The organism is Clostridium sp. CS001 (genome assembly GCF_020443565.1).
GTDB lineage: Bacteria > Bacillota > Clostridia > Clostridiales > Clostridiaceae > Clostridium_AD.
In genome coordinates, this window is record NZ_JAIZZN010000009.1 from 90,751 (window position 1) to 113,801 (window position 23,051).

The following is a 23,051-nucleotide window of genomic DNA, read 5'->3' on the forward strand; positions in this document are numbered from 1 at the left end:
TAGGTGGGTGATTGATAGCATATTATTATAAATGGTTCGATACCATTTACAATAATTACATTTGTATAATTAGTATCAAATTGGTTATAATAATATTATAGGTTTTCAAATTACCGTAGGAACTACGGAAAGGGTTCACCTTAAAAACCCATAGCCTTGGAAACTGATATCCCATAAAATAATATCCTACTTTGTAGGTTGGGAAGAATTATAGGAAGCCATCCACTTCTATAAGTGGTGGTAGTTCACTTAGGCTAGATCCATAATCTTAATAAGCATACTTCCAATTCCCACATTATATCCACTACAAGCATAGATTCCGTTTATGCTTGTAGTGGTAGTATCCTTAATACTATCACAACTATTAGCAACAAGCACTAAAGGTAGTTTATCTGGGTCCAAATACATTCTTCTGGCTATGGTATTTACATTTTCAGAAAAATCGTCATAATAAGTTTGTATGTTTGGAATTAGTTCATACACTCTCTGTAGTGTTTTGTTCTGCTTTGCCTCATTGTTTCTTAGAACCAATATAATTTGCTTCTCTATATTTATAAAATCCTTTTGCATTTCTATGATTTCATTTAGGATGTGCTCTGTTGGTTCTTTTCCTTCTTCAATCCATATAATGATGCTTTTTTTATCTTTTATTAAATCAGAAGCCTTTACTATATCTCCCTCTTTATCCATAAGATTAAAATCTTTAAGCTGATAATTCTCTAACAAGTCTAAAATTTTTGCATCCCTAAGGCTTATATTTACAACTTTTGTTTCCTTAGGATTAACCTGAAAAGTATACTTCGCTGCAAATATACTTCCATTAGGCAATCTATTAGAGGTTAAAATTCTATAATGCCCGGGATTAACAGTAATGCTTATTTCATTTCCCACCGGTATATTTTCATCTAAAACAAGGGTTCTATAGACTCCATTTTCTAATGATGCTATAGTCCAATTTTGATAGTAGTAAAGGTCCTTTTTATCCATATTATTAATTAGAATCTGTGAATTTAATGTGTTATATTTATCCTCTACTTTTATAAATGCATCTTTGCTTTCATCATAATATTCTATAGATAAATCGCTACTATTTATCCTAGAAGGTATACCAAAGCTCCTACATATAGCAACAAATAAAATCTTTTTAGATATAAGGCTACCCATTCCCATTTTAAGCACTTCTACAGGGGTAGCATATAACTCTTCATATTCATGTTCTGGAAGTTCTGTGATATTTTCTTTAATAAACTTCCATAGCTTTGCAGGACTCTTTATAAAAGTCTCTTTTAAGTCATTATTAAAATGGTTAATAATATAGGGCCTAAAGTCTGTGATTTTTTCTAGGTATATCCTTGGACAAAGTACATAGTTTAAATATATTTCTTCAGGATAACCCTTCAGAAAACCATCAACATTATTAATGTGAGAATTTAATATGTTACATTTACTGTCCACATAATCCTTCCTTGATAAAGACCTTAATAAGTTTACTCTGTTTTTTAAATCCTCATCATTACTGTGGCAATTTAAAAATTCTAATATCTCAGTATAGTTTTCCATGGAGCTTAATAGAATGTTTCTAATTTCAAAATCATATTTATCTATGTGCTGTATTTTATCTATAGTTGCTATTATTTTACTAGTTTTTTCTTCTCTAATAGTATTGCAATATTCAAATCTTTTTTTCCCTTGGGCTTTCTCTTCTTTTGTTATCATGTAGGTCAAGACCCTTTTATCCATTGGCGGTACAATATCAATATGCTCTACTTCTACCTCTTCCTCGTGCTCTACTGCATCATCAATGTTAAATATAATTTTACTTGAAGCTTTTGTATCAACTATTTTGCAAATAAATTTATCATCTTTTACAACATGAATAGCTATTGTTCCAAGCCCAATATTTATCTTGGCTAATCCTTTTTCATCTGTATGCAATGTCGCTATTGGTGCTAGTTCAGAATAATTAAGTATTTCAAATCTCACCACTGCAGCCTCTACTGGCATATTTTCTGAATTTATAACCTTCACACAAAAATTTTTAAAGTCTGCATACCTACTAATATTATTAGTGATAGTTACTGACTTATTCTTTGAGATTACATCCTCATTCTTACAATAATCAGAAAATACCTTACTGTGAATAACCATGGCTCTAGAAGCAGCTGCAGTAAACCATCCTTTGTCCAGCATTGGTTTTGGCTCACATGCTCCTATATAATGCCATTCTTCCTCACACCATACCTCCACCCAAGCATGATTATCATCGCAATGAGACCATTTTGGAGCGTATATCTGTCTTGCAGGTATTCCAACACTTCGAAGAGCAGTAACTGTAAAAATAGATTCTTCTCCACACCTTCCATAGGCACATTTAAGTAAACTTAGCGGTGAAATTGCCCGATCATCTGTTGATTTATAGGTTACATTTTCTGCGCACCAATAATTAACTTCTAATATCGACTCATGCATGGTTTTATTTTCTAATCTATGATGTATCATCTCATAAAATATTTTTCTGCAGTCTTCTATATTCTCATTGTTAATGCGATAGTGAAGCACGTAATTGAGGAAAATATCTTCTGGAATTTTATCTCCCCAAGGGGTGTTTTCCCTTAAAAATATAGCATGTTTAACATATTCATAAAACAGCTGAAAATCATAGCTTATGATATCACTTAAAGGCATTGTGGAATATAAGTATTCCATTAAAAATCTTTCCTCTTCCATGCATTTAGAAAGATTACAAAATATATCTTCTTTCTTATATCCAAGTAAGTCTAGAGCCTTTAGGAATCTAGACTTTACATGTTGTTTTACCTCATCTGTGTACAGCATATTTGCCCCCCTTTTAAAAAAACTTCTCCATGACCTTCCTAACCCTTGCTATTTCCTCACCTTCAGTTCTTAGAATCACATATTCGCTAAGTATAGGAAAGCCCATGCTTATATCTTCTTTTCTATATTTCATATCACTTTCAATTTCTATCTTTCCAGAAGTATGTACCGCATAGGCTTTAGTGTAGCTTATTATATCTTCTACATTGCCTGAATTTATGCCACTTCCTATGAGAATTTCTATTTCTTCTTCTGATTTTTCCACCAGTTCTTTTAAAAGCTCTCTACCATCTGTGCATTTATTTTTCTGACCTGAAGTTAAAATACAATTTATCCCCAGCTTCTTCGCTTCTTCTAATGTAGCAAAAGCATCTTTGCACAGATCAAAGCAACGATGAAGAGTTATATACATTCCATCACCTTCTGCTATGAGCTCTTTCATTCTAGCTATATCTAGTGTTCCATCTGGGTTTAATGTGCCTATAACTACTCCATTTGCACCAGCCTTTTTAAACATTTGAATATCTCTTTTCATTATTTCAAATTCATCTTCCGTGTAACAAAAGTCGCCATATCGCGGCCTTATTAAAACATTAATTTTTATATCGGTTTTTTCCTTTATTAATATAAATAAGTTTATATTAGGTGTAGTCCCACCAATGATTAAATTACTACAAAGTTCAAGACGATTTGCTCCACCTTTTACTGCTTCCATAGCTGATTCTACTGAATCCACACAAGCTTCCAAAATAAATGACATAGGAATATACTCACTAGTATGAAAATCTAAATGTACTTGCCTATATCTTAGTTCATTCATAACTCAATCCTCCTGTGTAATATATTATTTATTTCTTCTAAGAACAATAATGTTTACTAAAGCCATAAGAGTTGCAATTAAAGCTAAAACTTTAAATGAAAACTGCAATGAATACACATCACCAAGTTTACCTATAATAGGGAATATAACTATCATGTATAAACTAAATATCATACTTGCCATAGAAAGTATTGTGGCTCTTTTATCTGATGGTATCAATTTATTTGTATAGTCACCCACAGCGATGAAAATAATAGACTCAATACTGTTTATAATTATAAAAAACACGTAATAATATTTACTTAAGGCCACTCCCCATATACATATAGAAATAATTAGGGGGAGTAATAATATTATTACTTTTTCCCCTACTTTCTTCTCAATCTTATGGGTTTGAGATGCTGTAATTGCAGCGCCAAATGCTGAAATAGCTAGTATTACACCAATATTTCCTTTTGAAATACCCTTACCTAGTAAATAGTTTTGAAAATAAAAGAAGATGCTTGTATTAAACATAAAAATCGCTTGTGAAAATAAGATTAAAAATCCTAATTTTTTATTCTCAGTTATAATCTTAAAGCTATCTCTTACTTGATTTTTAAATATTTTGAAAGTTTTCTCTTCCACTTCCATTTTAACACTGGGTTCCTTAAAAGACAAAGCCTGCATTATTGATATTAAGCTAACAATTATAGTTACACCATAGGCATAACTGTAGCTAAACTTAGATAAAAACCCACCAAGTAGTAGTCCAAAGGTCTGAGCTGTTTGCATTATTATTTCGTTTACTCCTGATATTTTCATATATTTTTCTTCATCACCAGTTTCTTTTAAGGAATCATATATCAAGGCTTCACCAGCTCCTGATTCTAGATTATAGGATAATGCTGTAACTATGAATCCTATTGTAAACCCAAAGAAACTATTAGAATACACCATTATAATAGCGGATAATAATTGACCTATTCTTCCACAAATCCTACTAATTTTTCGTCCCCAAATATCTGCAACTGCTCCTGTAGGTATTTCCATGAAAAATGAAGTTATATGAAATATAGCCTCTATTAGGCCAAGTTGTGTTAATGTTAAGCCTTTTGATGCTAAATATATCATCCATATTCCATGTGTAAGATCAAAGTCTCTTAAAAATGTAAACACATAATTTTTAGGTATATTTTTTTTCAGTTCCTTTTTATATTCCATTTTACTTCCCCCATTTGCCATTAGATAGTGTTAACACTATCTGCTATTAAGAGTTTTCTATATCCATCCACTTTTCAATGACTGTATCTAACTCCCTTTGTATATCTTCCTTTTTCTTGCCAAGCTCTATTAGTTTTTCATACTCAGCACCATTATCATGCATTTCAATATCTATATCTTTTAGCTTTGCTTCAAGGTCTTGTATTATAGTTTCTAAGTTTTCCACTTGCTTTAATTTATTGGTACTTACTTGCTTTTTAGATTTTTCATGGCTTTGCTGGTTGTTTGCATTTTGCTGCTTATTTTTGCTTGGCTCTTTTGGAGTTTCGATTTTATTTTTCTTGAATTCATTCTTCTTTTCAAGGTAATACTCGTAACCACCATTATAATTGCTGATTTTTTTATCTTCTATTTCACATATTCTTTCCGCAAGTTTATTTATAAAGAACCTATCGTGGGATATAAATAGTATAGTTCCTTTAAACTCTGTTAGAGCCTCTTCAAGGTTTTCTCTTGAATCTATATCTAAGTGATTTGTAGGTTCGTCAAGTATCAAAAAGTTTATATCCTCTTGGATTAATTTGCAAAGTTTAAGCCTGCTTTTTTCTCCCCCAGAAAGATTTTTAACCTTTTTAAAAACACTCTCCCCATAGAATAAAAACCTAGCAAGAATTCCCCTTGCTGGACCTTCTAAAATACTCATATCCTCTCTAAAAGTCTCTAGTACTGTTAACTCTTCATTATTAAAGCTAATATTTTGAGGTAGATATCCAACTTTAGTGCTAGCTCCCAGCTTTACTTCACCCATATCTTCATTGGTTTCACCTAAAAGTATCTTTATAATTGTTGATTTTCCACTTCCATTATCACCAATTAAAGCTGTGGACTCGCCATATTTAACCTCTAAATATAAGTCCTCTAATATTTTTTTATCACCAAAGCTTTTGCATAAGCCTTTAATACTTACCACATCTTTTCCAGACCTATCCGTATCCGCAAAGTCTAATTGGATTTTAGGTTGGTCAATTAGTGGCTTATCCACTCTTTCTACTTTGTCCAACCTCTTTTGCATGCTCTCTGCTCTTTTGAAAAACTTATCATTACCCCCTTGAATAGCCCACTCTCTTAGTTGTTTTATTGCTTTTTCCATGGCCTTTATTTTCTTTTGTTGATCTTTGTAATCTTCAAACTGTTCAAAAACCCTTCTTTGTTTTTCATTAACATAATAAGAGTAATTACCATTGTAAAAAGACGTTTCCCCGTCTTCAATTTCAATTATTTTTGTTACAACTCTATCCAAGAAATATCTATCGTGTGAAATAACTATTACTGAACCTTTGTATGCTTTAAGATAACCTTCAAGCCATTCTATAGATGACACATCTAAATGATTTGAGGGCTCATCTAAAAGAAGTATTTCTGGATTTTCAAGTAGGATTTTACCAAGCATTATAATGGTTTTTTCTCCACCACTTAGGCTCATAAATTCCCTATTTAAAAGTTTTTCAGTAATTTTAAGACCTGTACAAACCTTACTCATTTTCTCTTCTATTTCATATCCGCCTTTTGTTTCATAAAGCTCATTAAGATCTCCATATTTTTTTAACGTATGCTCTAATTCTTTTTCCTTTAAACTACACATCTGCATTTCTAATACCTTTAATTCCCTGCTTATCTCATATTGTGCTTCAAATGCAGTTTTCAAAACATCTATCACCTTAAATTCCTCTGGAAAAACCGGTATCTGATGTAAGTATCCTATCGTTGAATTTTTTCTTATAGATATGCTGCCTTTATCTTGCTTTTCAATACCAGCAATAATTTTAAATACTGTGGTTTTACCAGTACCATTCCTTCCTATTAACCCAACTCTTTCAGTGCTTTGTACTTCAAATGTAATATTGCTAAAAATTCTATTTCCTCCGAAGTATTTTTCTATTTCTTTTAATGCTAATTCTATCATTATTAATTCCTCCTATATGCTTGCTTTGTGCAATTTTTCTGCTAAAAATAATAAAACCTCAGTAAGCAACTCCTACCGAGGTTTTTTGTATTTTGATTTTATTTTTTAAAGATTTCACTAATAATTTGTCATCTGTATTGGCACATTATTAAAATGTTGCAAAGTACAGTTGAGCAATTGCATTTAGTTATCTATTATCAAAACTAAAAAACCCAGGTAAGACAATCCTCACCTGGGTTTACACATAACAAATTTATAATGTATTTAAGGCAAAGATAACTCACTTCTTTTTAGTGATATATTCAATTTTGGGTAGACTTCTCCCGTAAGCATGAAATCAACATGAGCAATTCCAGATAATGCCATTGGTAATCTGTTTAAAATTGAATTTTCTAAAAAGAACTTAGCCATCGTTTACACCTCCATATATTTTTTAAGTTTAACGTATTAATATTACCATAAGTTTTATTAAATATCAACATTGGAATTTATTATTTTATGGTAAAGTTCAATATTATTTATACAGAAACCATAAGCTATTATAATAATAAAACACATAAGCAATATATTTACAAATAATTTCTATACTTTCAGTTTAACTCATGTTAAAATTGTATTCTAATCAATAAAATGTATTATTATTCTAAAGAGGGGGATATTTAGATGAAAAAGATAACACTATTTAGCATTATTGCAATCTTATCTACATCTGTATTTATAGCTTGTGCACAAAAAAATAATGACAAGGCTTCTGTTGTTAACAATGATACGGTTTCAGTTGTTAATACTGAAGATCAGCAGTTAAAAGATGCACGCTCAAAAACCGATACATTATTTACTGATTTTTTTGGTGCAGACAAATTCAGCGGGTATGTGTATGTTACTAAAAATGACTCCATTATTTTAGACAAAGGTTATGGAAAGGCAGATTTTGAAAAGGGAATAAGTAATACAGCTCAAACTAAGTTTGACTTGGCTTCCTTAACAAAGCAGTTTACTGCTCTTTCTATTATGCAGCTTGAAGAAAAAAAATTGCTTAATGTAAATGATAAAATTGATGAATATTTACCTCTATTTCCACATGGAAATGAAATAACAATACATCAGCTACTAACTCATACTTCAGGGTTGCCAGAGCATCCTGACACCTTTGATATAAGAAAATTTAGACCTTCAAGTAAAATAGATGCTACTGCAAAGAAAATTGAAGTAACTCTTTCCTCTGTACCAGGTTCAAGTTTTGGTTATAGTAATACTGGGTATATTTTATTAGGTTATATTATAGAAAAAGCATCTGGTAAAACCTTAGATTCCTATTTTACTGAAAATATTTTTAATATTTTAGATATGAAAAACATAGGCTTTAAAAATGAAAATTCTTCTATTGATAACTTAGCTGTAGGATATTTATCTTCTAAAAAAGATAAGGCAGATAAATCTTGGACTGAAACAAATATTGGAACAATCCGTGGCTCCTCAGGACTCTGTTCTAGCGTTGAAGATTTGATAAAATGGGATAACGCTTTGAAAGATAAAAAACTTATAAGTAAAGAGTCTTATGATAAAATATATACATCTTACCAAAATAATTATGGTTATGGTTGGTATGTGTATAAAAATTCAAATGAAGATACTTGCTATGAGCATTATGGAGTAGGTTCTGGATATAGAAGCTATATATTTAGAAATGTAGAAGAAAAAAATACAATTATAATTGTAAGTAATTTCGGTGATATATCTATGGAGGAATTAACCTTTTTAGTAAAGGACTATATTAAATAAATATTTTCTAGGAAATAATAATATTCTTCTTGTATACTTAGTAAAAAAACATTAATTTTCGTCCTTTTGGTTATACTAGGTTTGAAGTATAAACTATATTTATAACAAGGAGGATTTATAATGAAAATAAAAAGTATATTGTTAACATTAGCTCTATCAACACTACTATTTGCAGGCTGTGCTAAAACACCTGTAAAGACACCAACAGTAACACCAACGCCAACTCCACCGGTGACAACTCCACAAGTAACACCACCACAAACCACACCACCGGAAACAACACCAAATGTAGTAACTACAGCTTCAATAGTAAATACTGAAGCTGCCTTTGAAAAAGCAATAAGTAGCAAAGGTACATGGATTATTGCTACAACACAAGATTTATCTATTAATAAAGATCTTTTAGTCGAAGGTGAGTATAAAAACGGCAAAAAAGACACAGCTGGCAAAGACATTATACAACGTAAGATAGCTTTATACGCTCAAGATGAAAATCATGTAGTAACAGCAAGATACATCTTAACTGCACCAAAAATGACATTTAATAGTCCTATGGGTAGTATAGAACATGGAACTTTCAAAGGTGACCTTTATGTTTCAGCAAGCAACTTCCAGTTAAAAGATGCTACAGTTGAGGGAAATGTATACTTTACTACGGATGAAGCTAAATCCACATTCAAAATGGATGCTACAAGTAAAATAACTGGAAAGCAAGAAATGAAAAAATAATTTAATATAAATGTTCTGCCTTAGTATGTAGAATATTTATACTAACTAAAAAGATTTCCAAAAGAAATCAGTTAACCCATTGGTGGATTAACTGATTTTTACTTATTCAAATCTTATTCATTATTCTCATAGTAGGTGTTGCCAGCTTAAGGATTTCTATACCATTCTTATTACTACATATAGCATCAACTAATTTCCCTACAACTTTACTATCTAAACTTTTAACTACATTATCCAATTTATCATCGCTTAAATCTTCTATAAACTTTCTAAGTACAAGAGAATGATTGTAATTTTCAAATAGGGGTTTAGTAAGTTCCTCATAATTTCCTATTCCACAAATATCTTGCCCCGAGTATATTCCTGTTAATATTGACGTATATTGCCCAAATCCCATGCCTGGTGAAATGGCTCCAAAGCAATTCCCAACAAAATATGTATTATCAATTTTAGCTTTGTTACATATCCCCATCATATACTTTGTAATTTCAAAGTTATCTGTTACTTTAAAGTTTTGGTCCAAACTCTTACATACTAAGTTATAGTATTTTTCCCATATATCATTTACATCCAATTTTATATTTTCAGGATAATCAGGATAAGCCATAACTAAATTTGCTTCTTTTGCTGAGAATGGTATAAGCCACCCATACCCTTTAGAAACTATATCATAATTAAAAAACACATGTGGGTTGCTTGTTACAAATTCTCCTTGAACTGTTACACCCTTTATGCTGCAAGTAAGATTGTTATTGTAGTTATCTAAACGAGAAGCATACTCCCCATCTCCAGTGGCTAATACTACATAATCAAAGTTTTTGCACAGTTCTTGGTATTCACAGGTGGAATTATAATTTATATTTGCTTTAACTTGATCTCTTAATTGATTTTCAAAGGAATCTATATGTCTTCCACGTACATTTGTGTACCCAATTTCCCCTTCAATAGCTCCTATCTTATTTTTAGAGTGTATAAATAGTTTTTCAACTTCATCTATAGGTTTTAACTTTATATGATAATTTTCTGATAGATAAGATATACTGTCTTTTACCGGTCTATTAAATATGCTAAACATTGCTTCTCCATTAACAAATCTATCACCTACACTACTTCTTTTTTCAAAAATAGTTGGTGTAATTCCATGTCTCTCTAGGGTGATGGCACAAGAAAGCCCAGATATTCCAGCTCCCATTATAGCAACTTCCATTGATATATCTCCTTTTTTAATATAGTGTATACATCAATTAAATTTATATACATTGTTATGATTCATTAAATAAATTCAAAAGATGCCACTTGCCACCTGGGTGGCACTAATTTATAAAAAAGGAGGAATTTAAGGATTAACGTAGAATAATAATCATAAGATAGTAATTATTAAAAAAATATAAATATTTATGCACTAAAAGCTACATTTAAATAATTATAAAGGTGAGGTGGCATTTTGAGTAATAAAGTAATTTTAACTGGTAATGAAGCCATAAGTAGAGGCTTTTATGAGGGTGGAGGGATGCTTGCATCTAGTTACCCTGGCTCTCCAACTGTGCAAATCTTAGATTCACTAAAGCAATATAATGAAATTTATAGTGATTGGGGTACAAATGAGAAAGTAGCAATGGAACTTGCAATGGGTGCTAGCATAGCAGGTGCTAGATCTATGGTTTCTATGAAACACGTAGGTATAAATATTGCAAGTGACCCTTTTATGACTTTTACTCAAACAAAAACAAATGGTGGTTTTTTATTAGTTGTTGGAGACGATCCTGGTCTTTCAAGTTCGCAAAATGAACAAGACAGTAGAGTTTGGGGCAAATATGCCAACATACCTATTTTAGATCCAGCAACTCCAGAAGAATCTAAACTTTTTACAAAGCTAGGTCTTGCTATTAGTGAGGCGTTTAATACGCCTGTGCTTATAAGACTTACTAGCAGGTTATGCCATTCTAGAGGTGTTGTAGAATTAGGTGAGCGAGAAGAATCTATTCCCGAAGGCTTCACTCCTGATCAATCAAGATACTGTATGCTTCCTCCAAATTCTAATGCACAGCAATATTTTATGAAAGAAAGAATGGAGAAGCTTCAAGCTTTTAATGAAACCTTCCAGCATAATGTTTTGGAAGAAGGAAAAGGGAAGAATTTTTTAATTATCACCTCTGGCCTTGTATATGAATCCTTAAAAGAATTACAATTAGAAGATATAAGCATATTGAAGCTTGGAATGATTTGGCCACTTCCTATAGCTAAAATTAAAGGTTTAAGCAAGGACTATAAAAATATAATTGTGCTTGAAGAAATGCTGCCTTTTATGGAAGAGGAACTTAAAATTAATGGAATCTTAGCAAAGGGTAAAGAATTCTTTTCTTTCACAGGGGAGCTTACCATTGAAGATGTAAAAAGAGGCTTACAAAAGGCTGGAGTTTTAGTAAATTCAAAAGAAGATAACAGTGATGAAAATAAGCATATAGTTGAAAAGGAACCCATTATTATAAGGACACCTATGCTTTGTTCTGGGTGCCCTCATAGACCTATTTTCCATATTCTAAAAGCAAACAATGCCACTGTTATAGGAGATATAGGCTGTTATTCACTAGGAATATATGAACCTTTTGAAGTTCATAAAACCAATATAAGTATGGGCGCTTCACTTGGTATGGCTCTTGGCGTCGCTACTGTACACTCTAAAATAAACAAGAGTAAGCCCATTGTAGCTACTATTGGAGATGGAACCTTCTTCCACTCAGGAATGACAGGGTTTTTACAGCTTGCTAAAACTACAGAAAATATTACAGTGATTGTCATGGATAATAGAACTACTGCTATGACTGGTGGTCAAACAACTCCAACAACTGGGGACTATTTTAAAGATGAAACTATATATCATGCAAATATTCCTGATATTTTAAAATCCTTTGGAATCAAGGATATAACAGTAGTGGATCAATTTAATTATAAAGAAACAAAGGAAGTAATTAATGGAGCTATGAAAAGAGAAGGTCTATCTGTTGTGGTTACAACTCGTCCTTGTGCACTAAATTTTAAAATAAAGAAACCACATTTTTACGTAGATCCAGATGTTTGTATAAGCTGTAGAAATTGTATACGTACAAATTGTCCTCCTATTTCCATGAAAATGTACCCTGGAAAAGAAAAGAAAAACTCATATATTAATCCTGATATGTGCGTTGGATGCTCAGTGTGCTCTCAAGTCTGCCCAGTTGGAGCCATAAAAAGCAGTAATATCATTGACAAAAAGGAAGTGAAATAAAATGAGTGTAACAAATATTTATATATCTGGCGTTGGTGGTCAAGGGTTGGTTATGGTTACTGATATATTAGCAGAGGTTGCCTTTATAGAAGGCTTTGATATAAAAACAAATGATGTTATCGGATTATCCCAAAGAGGCGGTAAGGTTTGGGGGAGCATTAGATTTGGAGAAAAAGTTCACTCAGCACTTATACCAGAAGGTAAAGGAGATATATTACTTGCCATGGAGCAACTGGAAGGCTTAAGGCTCTGCAGTTCTTTAAAATCAGGTGCAAAAATTATACTTAATGAAGAGATTATCTTCCCGAATAGAGTTCTCATTGAAAAAGATGAGTATCCTGAAAATATAAAAGACACTTTGAAAAGTAAAGGATACGAAGTTATTTCTATCAATGCAAAAGAAATTGGAAGATCTATTGGTAACATTAAAACAGCAAACATTGTTCTACTAGGAAAGTTATCAAAACTTTTACCCTTTAGTGAAGAAACTTGGCTTAATGTTATTGAGAAAAGAGTTCCCACAAAAACCATAGATGCTAATTTTGCTGCATTTAAGGCTGGAAGAAAAATTTAAAAGTATCCTCATTGATAGTAAAAGGCTAAAGATTTTTCTTTAGCCTTTTATATGTAATTTATTATTGTCTATTCTATTATTATCACTATCAAAATTATTCTTAAAATAGCCTGACTTGGATGATTCCAATAATTTGAATCCCTTAGAATTCATTATTGCTTCTTTATCTTGATTGGTTGTTCCCATATTCCGCGATATATTCTGCATCACTTTTGTTTTAGCAATTTCTTTGCTTTCTTCATCCGTATACTCCTCAGATATTAATAACCTACTAATTGCAGAGTTGTAAGCGTGAGTTTCATAAGATTTTTTTGAATACTCCTTGAAATTAATTAAATTGGGGTCCTTCAGATTTAAATTCTTTGCATAGCTTTGTACATCTACTTGAGATGTATTATAGTCAAAGCCACTTTTCGCTGAATACTTTAAAATACCATATTGCTGCGGATATACGCTTAATGCAGTTGTTGCAATATCATAAATGGGACCACTGCCATTGTCATATAGTTTAATATCTTGAATGTGAATATGTCCGCTTAAGTTTAGTTGTATGCCTACCTCACTAAAAACCGTCACTGCTTCTTTACTATTATCAATGGTAAACCCTTTCGTAATTCCCGTTACATGGTCCAATAGATTTTGGTGCATAACTGTAACAATCTTTGCGTTATGCACCTTTGCAAGTTTACTGCATTGTTTTATCCATTCAAAAGTGCTATTCCCAATCACTCCTCCAACCTCTGGGAATCCAAGCATAATATTATTCTTATATTCATTGGTATCAAGCATTAATAGCCAAATATCCTCTGAGGGTGTAGCTAGGTAACTTAAAGTACTTTTATCCCTTGATATGGCATCATTATAACCAAAATCTCCATATATCTTACTAAAATCCATGTCGCTTATATAGTCAGTTATATATTGCTTATCACCCTTAAAGCTTCTTGCATAAGGATTAAAAACATCATGATTTCCTGGAATTACATAAACTGACGTACCTGATTCTTCTACCTTTTTAAGTTTTTTAGCAAGTTCCAAATGGCTAGATTTTTCTCCGTTTGTTGTTAAATCGCCACTTAAAATTAGCACATTAGGTTTCTTAATTTTAATATCAGATACAAATGATTCCATTATCTCATCAATATAATTAAGCTCTTTCCCGTCTCCCGTTTCTATAAATGTTTTATATGCTTTCCCATTATCAGTTAAGGTTTTAGCTAAATAATGCATGTCTGATGCTACAAAAAATGTAACATCCTCCTTTGCTTTTATTTGGGGACTAATTTTGTTAGTTCCTGATTTAATATATAGGGAAGTTAAAATAAAAGTTAGTATTACAAACCCTACAATTAATAATTTTTTCTTGTTTTTCATAGACGTCCTCCAAGTAATTTAGTATGTCCATTGTAATTTTCCATAAGTAAAAATAATTACTTTTTAAATTAATATACCTATATTATAAACGTAAAACCCTTGAAAAACTTAATTTTCAAAGGTTTTTTATTATTTTTTACCCATATCTACCAGTATCACTGGCATATATATACTATTATTTTAAAACAGTGAACAAATTAAAATTGAGTTGTTTATCTGCCTCTTCAACTTTTATAGGAAGTACTCTACTTATTTCTTCAATGTCATTGTCTGTAACTCCCAGTTTATTCATTACACTTCTATTGAACACATAGCTTGTATTCAAGCACAATAACCTCTCATAGTAGAATGAACTAATTGAATCTGCTAGACACATAATATTGACTTCTTCAAAATATTTTTCAGCTAATAAAGGAGTATGATGATGCTCTACAATTGCTTTTATGTCTTCAGGTAATCCCCACTTTTCACATTGCCAGCGTCCTGATTGTTCATGAGTAAATCCCTTCATTACTAATCTTTCAGCTACAATTTGATGAATTCCTTTCTTTTGCATATTTACAACTTCATCTATAAGGTTAGGTAAGCAAATATCCAGTATTACAATTCCTATATCATGGATCAAGCCATAAGCAAAGTACTTATACTTATCTACTTTCCCTAGTTTCTCAGCTAACAAGTTTGCAGCAATTGAAGTAGCCAAACAATGTTTCCAATACTTATCTCTATTTAATTCTTTTGATTTTCCTATTTCAACTGGAATCAAAGACTTAATTAAATAGGCAATTGCTAACTTTTCAACAGTTCGCATTCCTAAGTACACTATTGCTTCTTCTAAAGAATCTATTTTTCTTTGCAATTTAAAATAGCCTGAATTAACATTCCTCAATAGAACTTCACTTAAATTGCCACAATTAGCTATTTTATCAGAAAACTCTCCAATATCGATATTTTCAGAATCACTAATCATGTTTATTACTTTAGTTATCTCACTATTCATTACTGGCAACTCATCGGACTTATTAAAAACATCAAGAATCTCTAAACTATTCACGTTATCATCTCCCCATATACTATTTCAACATAAGATTTTTATATCCTGCTCATTCTCATTTCATTTACTGCAATTCTAATTGTCTGAGTTTCAATATTATAATTTTCATTTATATTTTGAAAGTGCTGTTCCCAATAAATAGTCCTTATAACATAGTTAGGTATCTTTAATACAGTCCCAAGAGGTCCCTGCTCTTTTATAGTAAGCATCCCAAGATAAAATAGTAGGGATTTAAAATTTTCTTTTTCGCTGTACATAGTATGAATATTAAATCTATCCACAAGAACTGTTGATGTTTCACCAGTACACATTATTTCATCTAAAGCTTCTCTATCATTGAAGTTATAGGCTAGCTGATTAACTTTGCCATAGTCTGTTTTTACATTATTATCTATCATTTCTTTAGGATATCGATTATATGTATTATGTTTACCTCCGGTGATTAGTTCATTTGCAACGTTATCATATTCATCTATGAGAACAAAAGCCTGTTTATTATATATTTTACTAAGCATATTTATATGTTCTACTACCATCTCTGCACTTATTTCTTCGGATGGTAATTTTGTTTCACCTAATATATCAGCATATTTAAATAAGAATTCTTTAGCCGAGGACCTAACTTTAAAATTGAAACTTTTTCTTAAACCTTCTTCTCCATTTCCAACATCTATTCCTGCAAAGCTAATCCTCCAAACAAGATATTTATTCTTCTCTTAAGTTGGGTTTTTACCTATATATAAATCTCCAAATAACTCTTCAAACTTATTCTCTTTATTTATGTCATAGTAATTCTCAAGCATTGATATAAATAAACTTTTACCAAATCTTCTAGGTCTTATAAAAAACTGATAGGGTGAATATTTGTCTAGCATATCTATATACGATGTTTTATCAACATAAAGATATTTTTTTTCTCTTAAAACTTCAAAATTAGAAATGCCATAATGTATTCTCTTCATATAAGTTCACTCCTTCATTCTCATTGTTTAATCTTACCATTTATATGCGGAATAATATAGCTAGTGAGAGAATTTTAATTGTTAACAAAAGACCCCCTGGGTTGCATCGAATGTTGTCAAGATGTGGCGAAAGCTTTGGGTGTTTGCATTTGTAACAACATAAAAGATGATAAAAAAAGGTGAGGTCTATCAATCATAATTTGATGGAAGACCTAACCTATTTTAGTTTCTATAGTCTTTTCATGTTTGCTTTCACTGATAGCCTTAATTAATTATTAGAAAACAAATTATGGTTGCAATTTATTTAAATACTTTAATACGTTGTTCTAATGGCTGAAACTGTTTTTCATCTGGTTCTACAACAGGTTTTCCAAAAGGCATTTGTGCGATAAGTTTCCAATTATCTGGTATGTTCCATTCTTTCTTTACTTCTAATTCAATAAGTTCATTGTAATGTTGAAGCGAAGCACCAAACCCTTCTATTTCTAATGCAGTCCAAATAACATATTGGTGCATTCCACTGGATTGTGACGACCAAACTGGGAAGTTATCTTTATAAGTAGCAAACTGTTCTTGAAGAGATTCAACTATACTATTATCTTCAAAGAATAAAACTGTGCCATATCCACTGCGGAACGAATTTATTTTATCCTCAGTAGAACTAAATTGATCAACAGGGACTATCTTTCTTAATGCCTCTTTTGTAATGTCCCATAGTTTGTCGTGCTGCTTCTCTAATAATAAAACTATTCTTGCACTTTGAGAGTTAAATGCTGATGGTGTATGTTTTACTGCATATTCAATAACTTCTTGAATCCTCTCATCAGAAACAACCTCTTCTTTGCTAATCCCATAAACTGAACGCCTAGCTGACACTGCAGCATAAAAATCTTTTTTCATAATATACACTCCTCATATCTAATGTACTTTCTTGTACACCGATTTATTTTATATAATTCTTCTTGCTTTCTAATCTCATCACAACTAAATTATAACTAATTAGTAATAAATAAATAAAATGCAAGGTGTACGTATTTATACACCTGATAACTTCTTTAACAAGCTTATTAAATTTTTCTTTTCCGCTGATGTTAAGACATTAAATATTTCATTTGTATTTTCTAAATGTCTGGGGAAAATTCTGCTTAAAAGATTTCTTCCTTCCTCAGTAATACTTATGACATTAACTCTCCTATCCTTTGTGTCAATGGTTCTCTTAACGAGATTTTCTTTAACTAAGTTATCTATGACCACAGTCATGTTGCCACCTGTAGAAAGGATTTTATCTATTATTTCACAGACCCTTAAATCTCCTTTATGATATAATATCTCAAGTACTGCAAACTGGGAAACTGTTAACCCACCTTCTTTAATAGTTCTATATTCTCTTTTATGGACACTCTGTGCACATCTACTTAATGCTATTAGTGCTTTTAAATTTAAATCTTCTAATTCTCCATAAGTGTTTTTATTATTATTCATATTTATAATATATTACTAATTAGTAATATTGTCAAATATTTTTTATTATATATTTTATGACTTAATATCGCTTTACCATTAATAACTTTTACTTATAAATTAAAAGTTGGTAATAAAAATCCCCCAGACTTTAAACTAAGTCTGGGGGATTTTAAAACACATTAAATTTAAATACACTATAGCTAAACAAATTGTATTAATAATTTGTTCATGCTCCTCATGTGGGGTATGTGCTAAGCAAATTCGCTATCGAATAAGACTATTTCTTGTATCCACATTTATGACAGAGGCCATTTTCGTCTAATGTAATGCCGCATAAAGGACAACGGTCTAGATCTTCTTGGGGCTCGTACTGTTCTGAAGCACCATTTACTCCGCTTGTAAACGTGAGTTTAACAATATTTAGCTTATCTTTTAGTAAATCGTAAACTATTTTAACCATACCTTCAACGGTCATTGTTTCTTTCGTAACAACTAGACGGCATTCCGGATAAGCTGTTGCAAGTTCCGTCTTGAAAGCAGGACCCTTTTGCATATTAGTTGGTGCACCGTTCTTAATGCCTTGTGTTTCGTATACGCTAAGAATAGCAGGAAGCAATGGATCGTCTTCTCTTAAAATCAACGCATGGTCAAAGTTTTGCAAAACTTCCCAAGCAGTTTTCTTAATTTCATTACATGGAAATGCCATATTAACTCCCATGTTTACTGTATTTTCAACTTCAATTGTCAGTATCCCCGTATGTCCGTGCAAATACTGTGCTTCGCCTTTGAATCCATAGAACCTGTGTGCATATTGTAAGTCTAATGTAGTAAAACTTCTCATTTTTATTCTCCTCTTACTATATATATTTACGGGTGTTTTTTGCTCCCGCATGTGCACATATTTTAGTTTGCCAACTGCTTGTACCTATGATATTTCAGATTTATCATTACAATACTCCCCTTAACTAATCATGTATTACATTCAAGGCAGATACCCTTGAAAATAACATCATGGCCGGTAAACTCAAACCCGTGAGTATCTTTAATGTTCTTTTCCAAATCTGCCATAAACTCCATTTCCACATCAAAGACTTGTCCGCACTTTACGCACCTTGCGTGATAATGCTCGTGGCATTGATGTTCGAAACAGTCAGCTCCGCTTGGCATTTCCACTTTACGAATTTCACCGATATCGGACAATAGGTTCAGATTCCGATATACTGTCCCTCTGCCAATATTGGGATGTTCCTTCACAATAGTATCGTAGATCTCATCAGCAGTAGCATGACACTGCAACCCTTTTACTGCTTCAAGAACTAAAGAACGCTGAATGGTGATGCGTTTATTCATAATATAATCAATCCTTCTGGCACTTAATTCTTTAATAGTATAATATCTCAATAAGTATATTATGTCAATAGAAATACATATTGGACAGTAAAGGGAAAAATTAGAGCAGAGATAGAGAATGTCGGTTAGAATTAAGTTACCATATCCTAATTCCACCGAAAGGAAGTGCCTATGTCTGCTTTACATGCATTATCATAGTGGCATATCTTTCCACAGAATATTTTCGCGTAGGATTATTGAAATGAATATGGCTTTAGGTGAAGTTACAATGTGATAAATATAAAACTACCTATTTATAGATTATGATATGTCGACCCTTACTCAAGGATGTAGTAAAGGTTAATTTTTTTACATTTTAACTTCTGAATCCAATCCTACTCATATTTCCAAACAATGAATTATTGTCTTGTTAATGGTCATAATAATATCTAGGATTAACTCCTTAGCAAGAGGTGGAAGGAAGATATTTGTGGGTATATCTATGGCAACATTTTTAAACCTTTAATTATATTTATAGTACTTTTTATACTTATTCGAATAACAGGTAAAAAGCAGTTATCTGAAATAACGCATTATGATTATATATCTGGAGTTACAATTGGAGCGATAGCAGGTACAGTAAGTATTGATGAACGAGTAAGCATCTACAAGGGTATTATTGCACTTGCAGTTTGGGTTATTGTTCCGATAATTATTTCGTATATAAATATGAAAAACTTGTCATCTAAAAGATTTACCATTGGCGAGCCTTTAATCTTAATAAAAAACGGGATGGTAAATGACATAAGTTTGAAAAAGGCAAGGTATAACATAGAGGATTTACTAATGCAACTTCGAAAGAAAGACATATTTGATTTATCTGAGGTAGAATTTGCGTTACTAGAAGTAGATGGGGAATTGAGTGTGTTGAAGAAGGCTCCATATAATACGGTAACACTTAAAGATTTAAAAATATCTACACCATATAAAGGCTTGACTTTAAATTTGATTATTAACGGAAGAATTATAGAATCAAATTTAGCGCTGGCAGAGAAGGATAGATCATGGTTAGAGGAACAACTATATTTAAAAAATGTTAAAGACATAACAGATATAATATTTGCAGGATTCACATCGGGTGGACAGTTGGAGGTAATTACTAAAAACAATAGTAAAGACTTATAATGGGGAAAAGATTTTAGCAGAATTGAACGCCAAAAAGGAACAATCCTATTTACTGGCGGAATGCTAGCATTAAATCCGGTTGCTTCAAGGGCTTCTGCATCAATAAGCAAAGCAGGTTTACGGAATTTAGCTTTCACACTGGCAGATGAACTGTCACCTTGTGGAATTACTGTTGGTACTATCACTATTGGCGGGGTAGTACAATCAGGAACATTTTTTGATCCAGATCTAATCGCTGAATCCTATTGGGAACTTTACACCAAGGGTGATAAAAAAGAAATTTTATATAAACAATTATAATCAAAAAACCTTTGAAAAATTTAATTTTCAAAGGTTTTTTATTATTTCTTATCTTATACTATTAAGTATATCCAAACGTCAGTTAAGATTTTTATAAAATCTTTAAGTCTATTTACTATACTTCTTTTGAATACACAGGAGATGGATTTGGTCCAAGAATTACGAAAAGTGACATATCTTTATCTCCAGTATTTTTTAAACTAAATACTTCAGTGCCCTTGCAATGTATAACGTCCCCTTCAGTAATATTGTGCATAACGCCATCTACACCCATTTCACCATTACCAACAAGTACGTGAACTATAAGATCACTTTGCTCGTGGTTATGAGCTGGAACTCCTTGGCCTGGTTTAAAGTTTAGAATAAAGTTTAAAAGCCTATTTTCATTGAAAAGAACCCTTTTAGTAAACTTTTCCTCGCTATATATTATTTTGTCCGATATTTTTTCGATTTTCATAGTATTTCCTCCTTCATTTAACTTTTAATTTTAATTATGATATTGATTATTCTACTATTATTGCACTTACTGGACATGCATCTTCTGCCTCTTTTGCACTTTTAATTAGTATTTCCGGAATTTCATCTTCTGATGCATTTGCAAGGTTATCATCGCCCATCCTAAAAACTTTGGGGCATATCCCTTCACATAACCCACATCCTATGCAAGTGTCTTTATCCACAAAAGCTTTCATAATAACAATCTCCTTTATTTAAGTGTTTTTCCTAGTGAATCTTTATGAGTTAATTATAACCAGAACTAAATGTTATAGATGTGATTTGAATCAAACTTTAGCTTTATTTCTATATAATCTTAATGCAGTTAAAACCACCCCAATCATGCAAATTGCTGCTGCAGTTATGTACACAATCCTCATGCCGTAAATAAATATATCATCTCGTCCTACAACATAATCCATTACATGATATCCCATTTTATAACTCATTCTGTTATATAAAATGGTAGTAGCTAAGGCTATTCCACATATCATTCCAAGATTTCTTATAAGTGCATTTACACTTCCAGCAATTCCTAATTTGTCTCTAGGTACCGTAGACATTATTAAGGAATTATTAGGTGATTGAAATAGTCCGCTTCCAATGGACATTATTACTATAAAAGATATCATGTTTATTATAGAAGAATGCTCATTTAGCGTTGACATTAATAATAAGGCTATACATATCAACGATAAACCAATAAAAGTTAGAACCTCCGACCCTATTTTATCAGATAAATATCCACTAATTGGTGCTACTACAGCCAAAATTAAAGGATATGCTGTAAGTACTAATCCTGCTGATCCCGGAGAGAGTTTAAGTACATCTTGAAGATAAAAAGGCTGAATAATTATTGAACTAAAAATACCTACAAAAGATAGAAACCCACAAAAAATACTCAGTGAAAATAAGCGATCTTTAAAAATCTGTAATTCTAATAAAGGATTTTCGAGTTTTTTCTCCACCATAATAAACGCAATAAATGAGATAATTGCCAATAAAAAGCCCAGCAAGATTATTGGTTTAGTAAATCCAATCTCTTGTCCTTGACCTAGAGCTACAAATAAAGGAACTATTGCAAACATAAATAGCACTGATCCTAATCCATCTAGCTTTCCCTTTGTAGTTTTGTGTCCTTTAGGAAGCATCCTAAAACCATAAAATAAAGTTATTATACCTATTGGCACATTTATTAAAAATATATATTCCCAACTAAAAGCATCTACTATGAATCCTCCTAAAGGTGGACCCACTAAAGATCCTAGAGCCACGAAGGTTCCTGTAATTCCTAGTGCTCTTCCTCTTTCATTTGCTGGAAATACTTCAGCAATAATACCTTGACTGTTTGCCATGGCCGCAGCTGCACCTATTGCCTGTACTCCCCTGGCTATAACTAAAATTAAAAGTGAGCTTGTTATTCCACAAAATAAAGAACCTACTGTAAACAAAGCTATTCCAAACTTAAATACCTTTGTTTTACCTAGCATATCTCCCAATCTTCCAAATATTAATATGGTTGCTGAAATTATAATTAAATAACTTGTTACTACCAATTGGATGCTAGCTGATGTTACGTTCAAATCCTTAGCCATAACAGGCAGTGCTACATTTACAATGCTACTATCTAGGGTAGACATAAAAGTTACCATTACAACTATAAATAATATCATCCACCTATTTTTGTTACCACTATCTTTTACTAAATCCATTCTGT

At 31.7% G+C, this 23,051-nt stretch carries 21 protein-coding genes and 2 pseudogenes; 7 read left to right on the forward strand and 16 right to left on the reverse strand.

Annotation, left to right across the window (positions count from 1 at the left end):
* Positions 1 to 249 precede the first annotated feature (249 nt).
* From LGK97_RS08370 to LGK97_RS08390, 5 genes are all read right to left on the reverse strand, one after another.
* Positions 250 to 2,835 carry a transglutaminase domain-containing protein gene (locus LGK97_RS08370; RefSeq protein ID WP_226259305.1) on the reverse strand — a complete coding sequence of 862 codons (2,586 nt, stop codon included), beginning with the start codon at positions 2,833 to 2,835 and terminating at the stop codon, positions 250 to 252.
* Between the two features lie 13 nt (positions 2,836 to 2,848).
* Entirely contained in the window at positions 2,849 to 3,655 is an 807-nt protein-coding gene (locus LGK97_RS08375; RefSeq protein WP_319001554.1) for a copper homeostasis protein CutC, read from the reverse strand.
* Between the two features lie 24 nt (positions 3,656 to 3,679).
* Positions 3,680 to 4,858 (reverse strand): MFS transporter, encoded by a 1,179-nt coding sequence (locus LGK97_RS08380; RefSeq protein ID WP_226259306.1) that lies wholly within the window; start codon positions 4,856 to 4,858, stop codon positions 3,680 to 3,682.
* A gap of 46 nt (positions 4,859 to 4,904) precedes the next feature.
* Positions 4,905 to 6,821 (reverse strand): ribosomal protection-like ABC-F family protein, encoded by a 1,917-nt coding sequence (gene abc-f / locus LGK97_RS08385; protein ID WP_226259307.1) that lies wholly within the window; start codon positions 6,819 to 6,821, stop codon positions 4,905 to 4,907.
* A 264-nt stretch (positions 6,822 to 7,085) separates the two neighbouring features.
* On the reverse strand, positions 7,086 to 7,232 hold the full coding sequence (locus LGK97_RS08390; protein ID WP_226259308.1) for a hypothetical protein: 147 nt from the start codon (positions 7,230 to 7,232) through the stop codon (positions 7,086 to 7,088).
* A 252-nt stretch (positions 7,233 to 7,484) separates the two neighbouring features.
* On the opposite strand from LGK97_RS08390, the gene LGK97_RS08395 reads away from it, so the two are divergent.
* Together LGK97_RS08395 and LGK97_RS08400 are read left to right on the forward strand one after the other, a co-directional pair.
* Positions 7,485 to 8,603 (forward strand): serine hydrolase domain-containing protein, encoded by a 1,119-nt coding sequence (locus LGK97_RS08395; protein ID WP_226259309.1) that lies wholly within the window; start codon positions 7,485 to 7,487, stop codon positions 8,601 to 8,603.
* Positions 8,604 to 8,723: 120 nt separating this feature from the next.
* Positions 8,724 to 9,332, forward strand: a complete 609-nt coding sequence (locus LGK97_RS08400) for a hypothetical protein (protein ID WP_226259310.1) — start codon at positions 8,724 to 8,726, stop codon at positions 9,330 to 9,332.
* Positions 9,333 to 9,438: 106 nt separating this feature from the next.
* Here LGK97_RS08400 and LGK97_RS08405 read toward each other — a convergent pair whose 3' ends face one another.
* Positions 9,439 to 10,539 (reverse strand): NAD(P)/FAD-dependent oxidoreductase, encoded by a 1,101-nt coding sequence (locus LGK97_RS08405; RefSeq protein WP_226259311.1) that lies wholly within the window; start codon positions 10,537 to 10,539, stop codon positions 9,439 to 9,441.
* Positions 10,540 to 10,776: 237 nt separating this feature from the next.
* Between LGK97_RS08405 and LGK97_RS08410 the strand changes: the two genes are divergently transcribed.
* Both LGK97_RS08410 and LGK97_RS08415 read left to right on the forward strand, forming a co-directional pair.
* A complete protein-coding gene (locus tag LGK97_RS08410) occupies positions 10,777 to 12,597 on the forward strand; it encodes an indolepyruvate ferredoxin oxidoreductase subunit alpha (RefSeq protein WP_226259312.1) in 1,821 nt (606 codons plus the stop codon).
* A 1-nt stretch (position 12,598) separates the two neighbouring features.
* Entirely contained in the window at positions 12,599 to 13,171 is a 573-nt protein-coding gene (locus tag LGK97_RS08415) for an indolepyruvate oxidoreductase subunit beta (protein WP_226259313.1), read from the forward strand.
* A 39-nt stretch (positions 13,172 to 13,210) separates the two neighbouring features.
* Here the strand turns inward: LGK97_RS08415 and LGK97_RS08420 are convergent, their stop codons facing one another.
* The 7 genes and pseudogenes from LGK97_RS08420 to LGK97_RS08450 form a co-directional block, all read right to left on the reverse strand.
* Positions 13,211 to 14,545 carry a metallophosphoesterase gene (locus LGK97_RS08420; protein WP_226259314.1) on the reverse strand — a complete coding sequence of 445 codons (1,335 nt, stop codon included), beginning with the start codon at positions 14,543 to 14,545 and terminating at the stop codon, positions 13,211 to 13,213.
* A 175-nt stretch (positions 14,546 to 14,720) separates the two neighbouring features.
* Positions 14,721 to 15,599, reverse strand: a complete 879-nt coding sequence (locus LGK97_RS08425; RefSeq protein ID WP_226259315.1) for an HDOD domain-containing protein — start codon at positions 15,597 to 15,599, stop codon at positions 14,721 to 14,723.
* Positions 15,600 to 15,649: 50 nt separating this feature from the next.
* Positions 15,650 to 16,561: pseudogene (locus tag LGK97_RS08430) on the reverse strand (AAA family ATPase); the annotation flags it as partial.
* A gap of 300 nt (positions 16,562 to 16,861) precedes the next feature.
* Positions 16,862 to 17,461 carry a nitroreductase family protein gene (locus tag LGK97_RS08435; protein WP_226259316.1) on the reverse strand — a complete coding sequence of 200 codons (600 nt, stop codon included), beginning with the start codon at positions 17,459 to 17,461 and terminating at the stop codon, positions 16,862 to 16,864.
* Between the two features lie 135 nt (positions 17,462 to 17,596).
* Positions 17,597 to 18,043, reverse strand: a complete 447-nt coding sequence (locus LGK97_RS08440) for a MarR family winged helix-turn-helix transcriptional regulator (protein WP_226259317.1) — start codon at positions 18,041 to 18,043, stop codon at positions 17,597 to 17,599.
* A gap of 259 nt (positions 18,044 to 18,302) precedes the next feature.
* Positions 18,303 to 18,866 (reverse strand): 6-pyruvoyl trahydropterin synthase family protein, encoded by a 564-nt coding sequence (locus LGK97_RS08445; RefSeq protein ID WP_226259318.1) that lies wholly within the window; start codon positions 18,864 to 18,866, stop codon positions 18,303 to 18,305.
* A 128-nt stretch (positions 18,867 to 18,994) separates the two neighbouring features.
* Positions 18,995 to 19,375 (reverse strand): transcriptional repressor, encoded by a 381-nt coding sequence (locus LGK97_RS08450; protein WP_226259319.1) that lies wholly within the window; start codon positions 19,373 to 19,375, stop codon positions 18,995 to 18,997.
* 504 nt (positions 19,376 to 19,879) lie between these two features.
* Between LGK97_RS08450 and LGK97_RS20040 the strand changes: the two are divergent.
* The 3 genes and pseudogenes from LGK97_RS20040 to LGK97_RS08460 form a co-directional block, all read left to right on the forward strand.
* A pseudogene (locus LGK97_RS20040) lies at positions 19,880 to 20,068 on the forward strand (DUF421 domain-containing protein); the annotation flags it as partial.
* 15 nt (positions 20,069 to 20,083) lie between these two features.
* Positions 20,084 to 20,539 carry a DUF421 domain-containing protein gene (locus LGK97_RS08455; protein WP_226259320.1) on the forward strand — a complete coding sequence of 152 codons (456 nt, stop codon included), beginning with the start codon at positions 20,084 to 20,086 and terminating at the stop codon, positions 20,537 to 20,539.
* Between the two features lie 21 nt (positions 20,540 to 20,560).
* Positions 20,561 to 20,839 carry an SDR family NAD(P)-dependent oxidoreductase gene (locus LGK97_RS08460; RefSeq protein ID WP_226259364.1) on the forward strand — a complete coding sequence of 93 codons (279 nt, stop codon included), beginning with the start codon at positions 20,561 to 20,563 and terminating at the stop codon, positions 20,837 to 20,839.
* Positions 20,840 to 20,954: 115 nt separating this feature from the next.
* Here LGK97_RS08460 and LGK97_RS08465 read toward each other — a convergent pair whose 3' ends face one another.
* The 3 genes from LGK97_RS08465 to LGK97_RS08475 all read right to left on the reverse strand — a co-directional run bounded on the left by LGK97_RS08465 (position 20,955) and on the right by LGK97_RS08475 (position 23,046).
* Positions 20,955 to 21,296, reverse strand: a complete 342-nt coding sequence (locus tag LGK97_RS08465) for a cupin domain-containing protein (RefSeq protein WP_226259321.1) — start codon at positions 21,294 to 21,296, stop codon at positions 20,955 to 20,957.
* A 46-nt stretch (positions 21,297 to 21,342) separates the two neighbouring features.
* Positions 21,343 to 21,531 carry a ferredoxin gene (locus tag LGK97_RS08470; protein WP_226259322.1) on the reverse strand — a complete coding sequence of 63 codons (189 nt, stop codon included), beginning with the start codon at positions 21,529 to 21,531 and terminating at the stop codon, positions 21,343 to 21,345.
* Positions 21,532 to 21,621: 90 nt separating this feature from the next.
* Positions 21,622 to 23,046, reverse strand: coding sequence for an MFS transporter (locus tag LGK97_RS08475; protein ID WP_226259323.1), 1,425 nt, complete (start codon positions 23,044 to 23,046; stop codon positions 21,622 to 21,624).
* Positions 23,047 to 23,051: the final 5 nt, after the last annotated feature.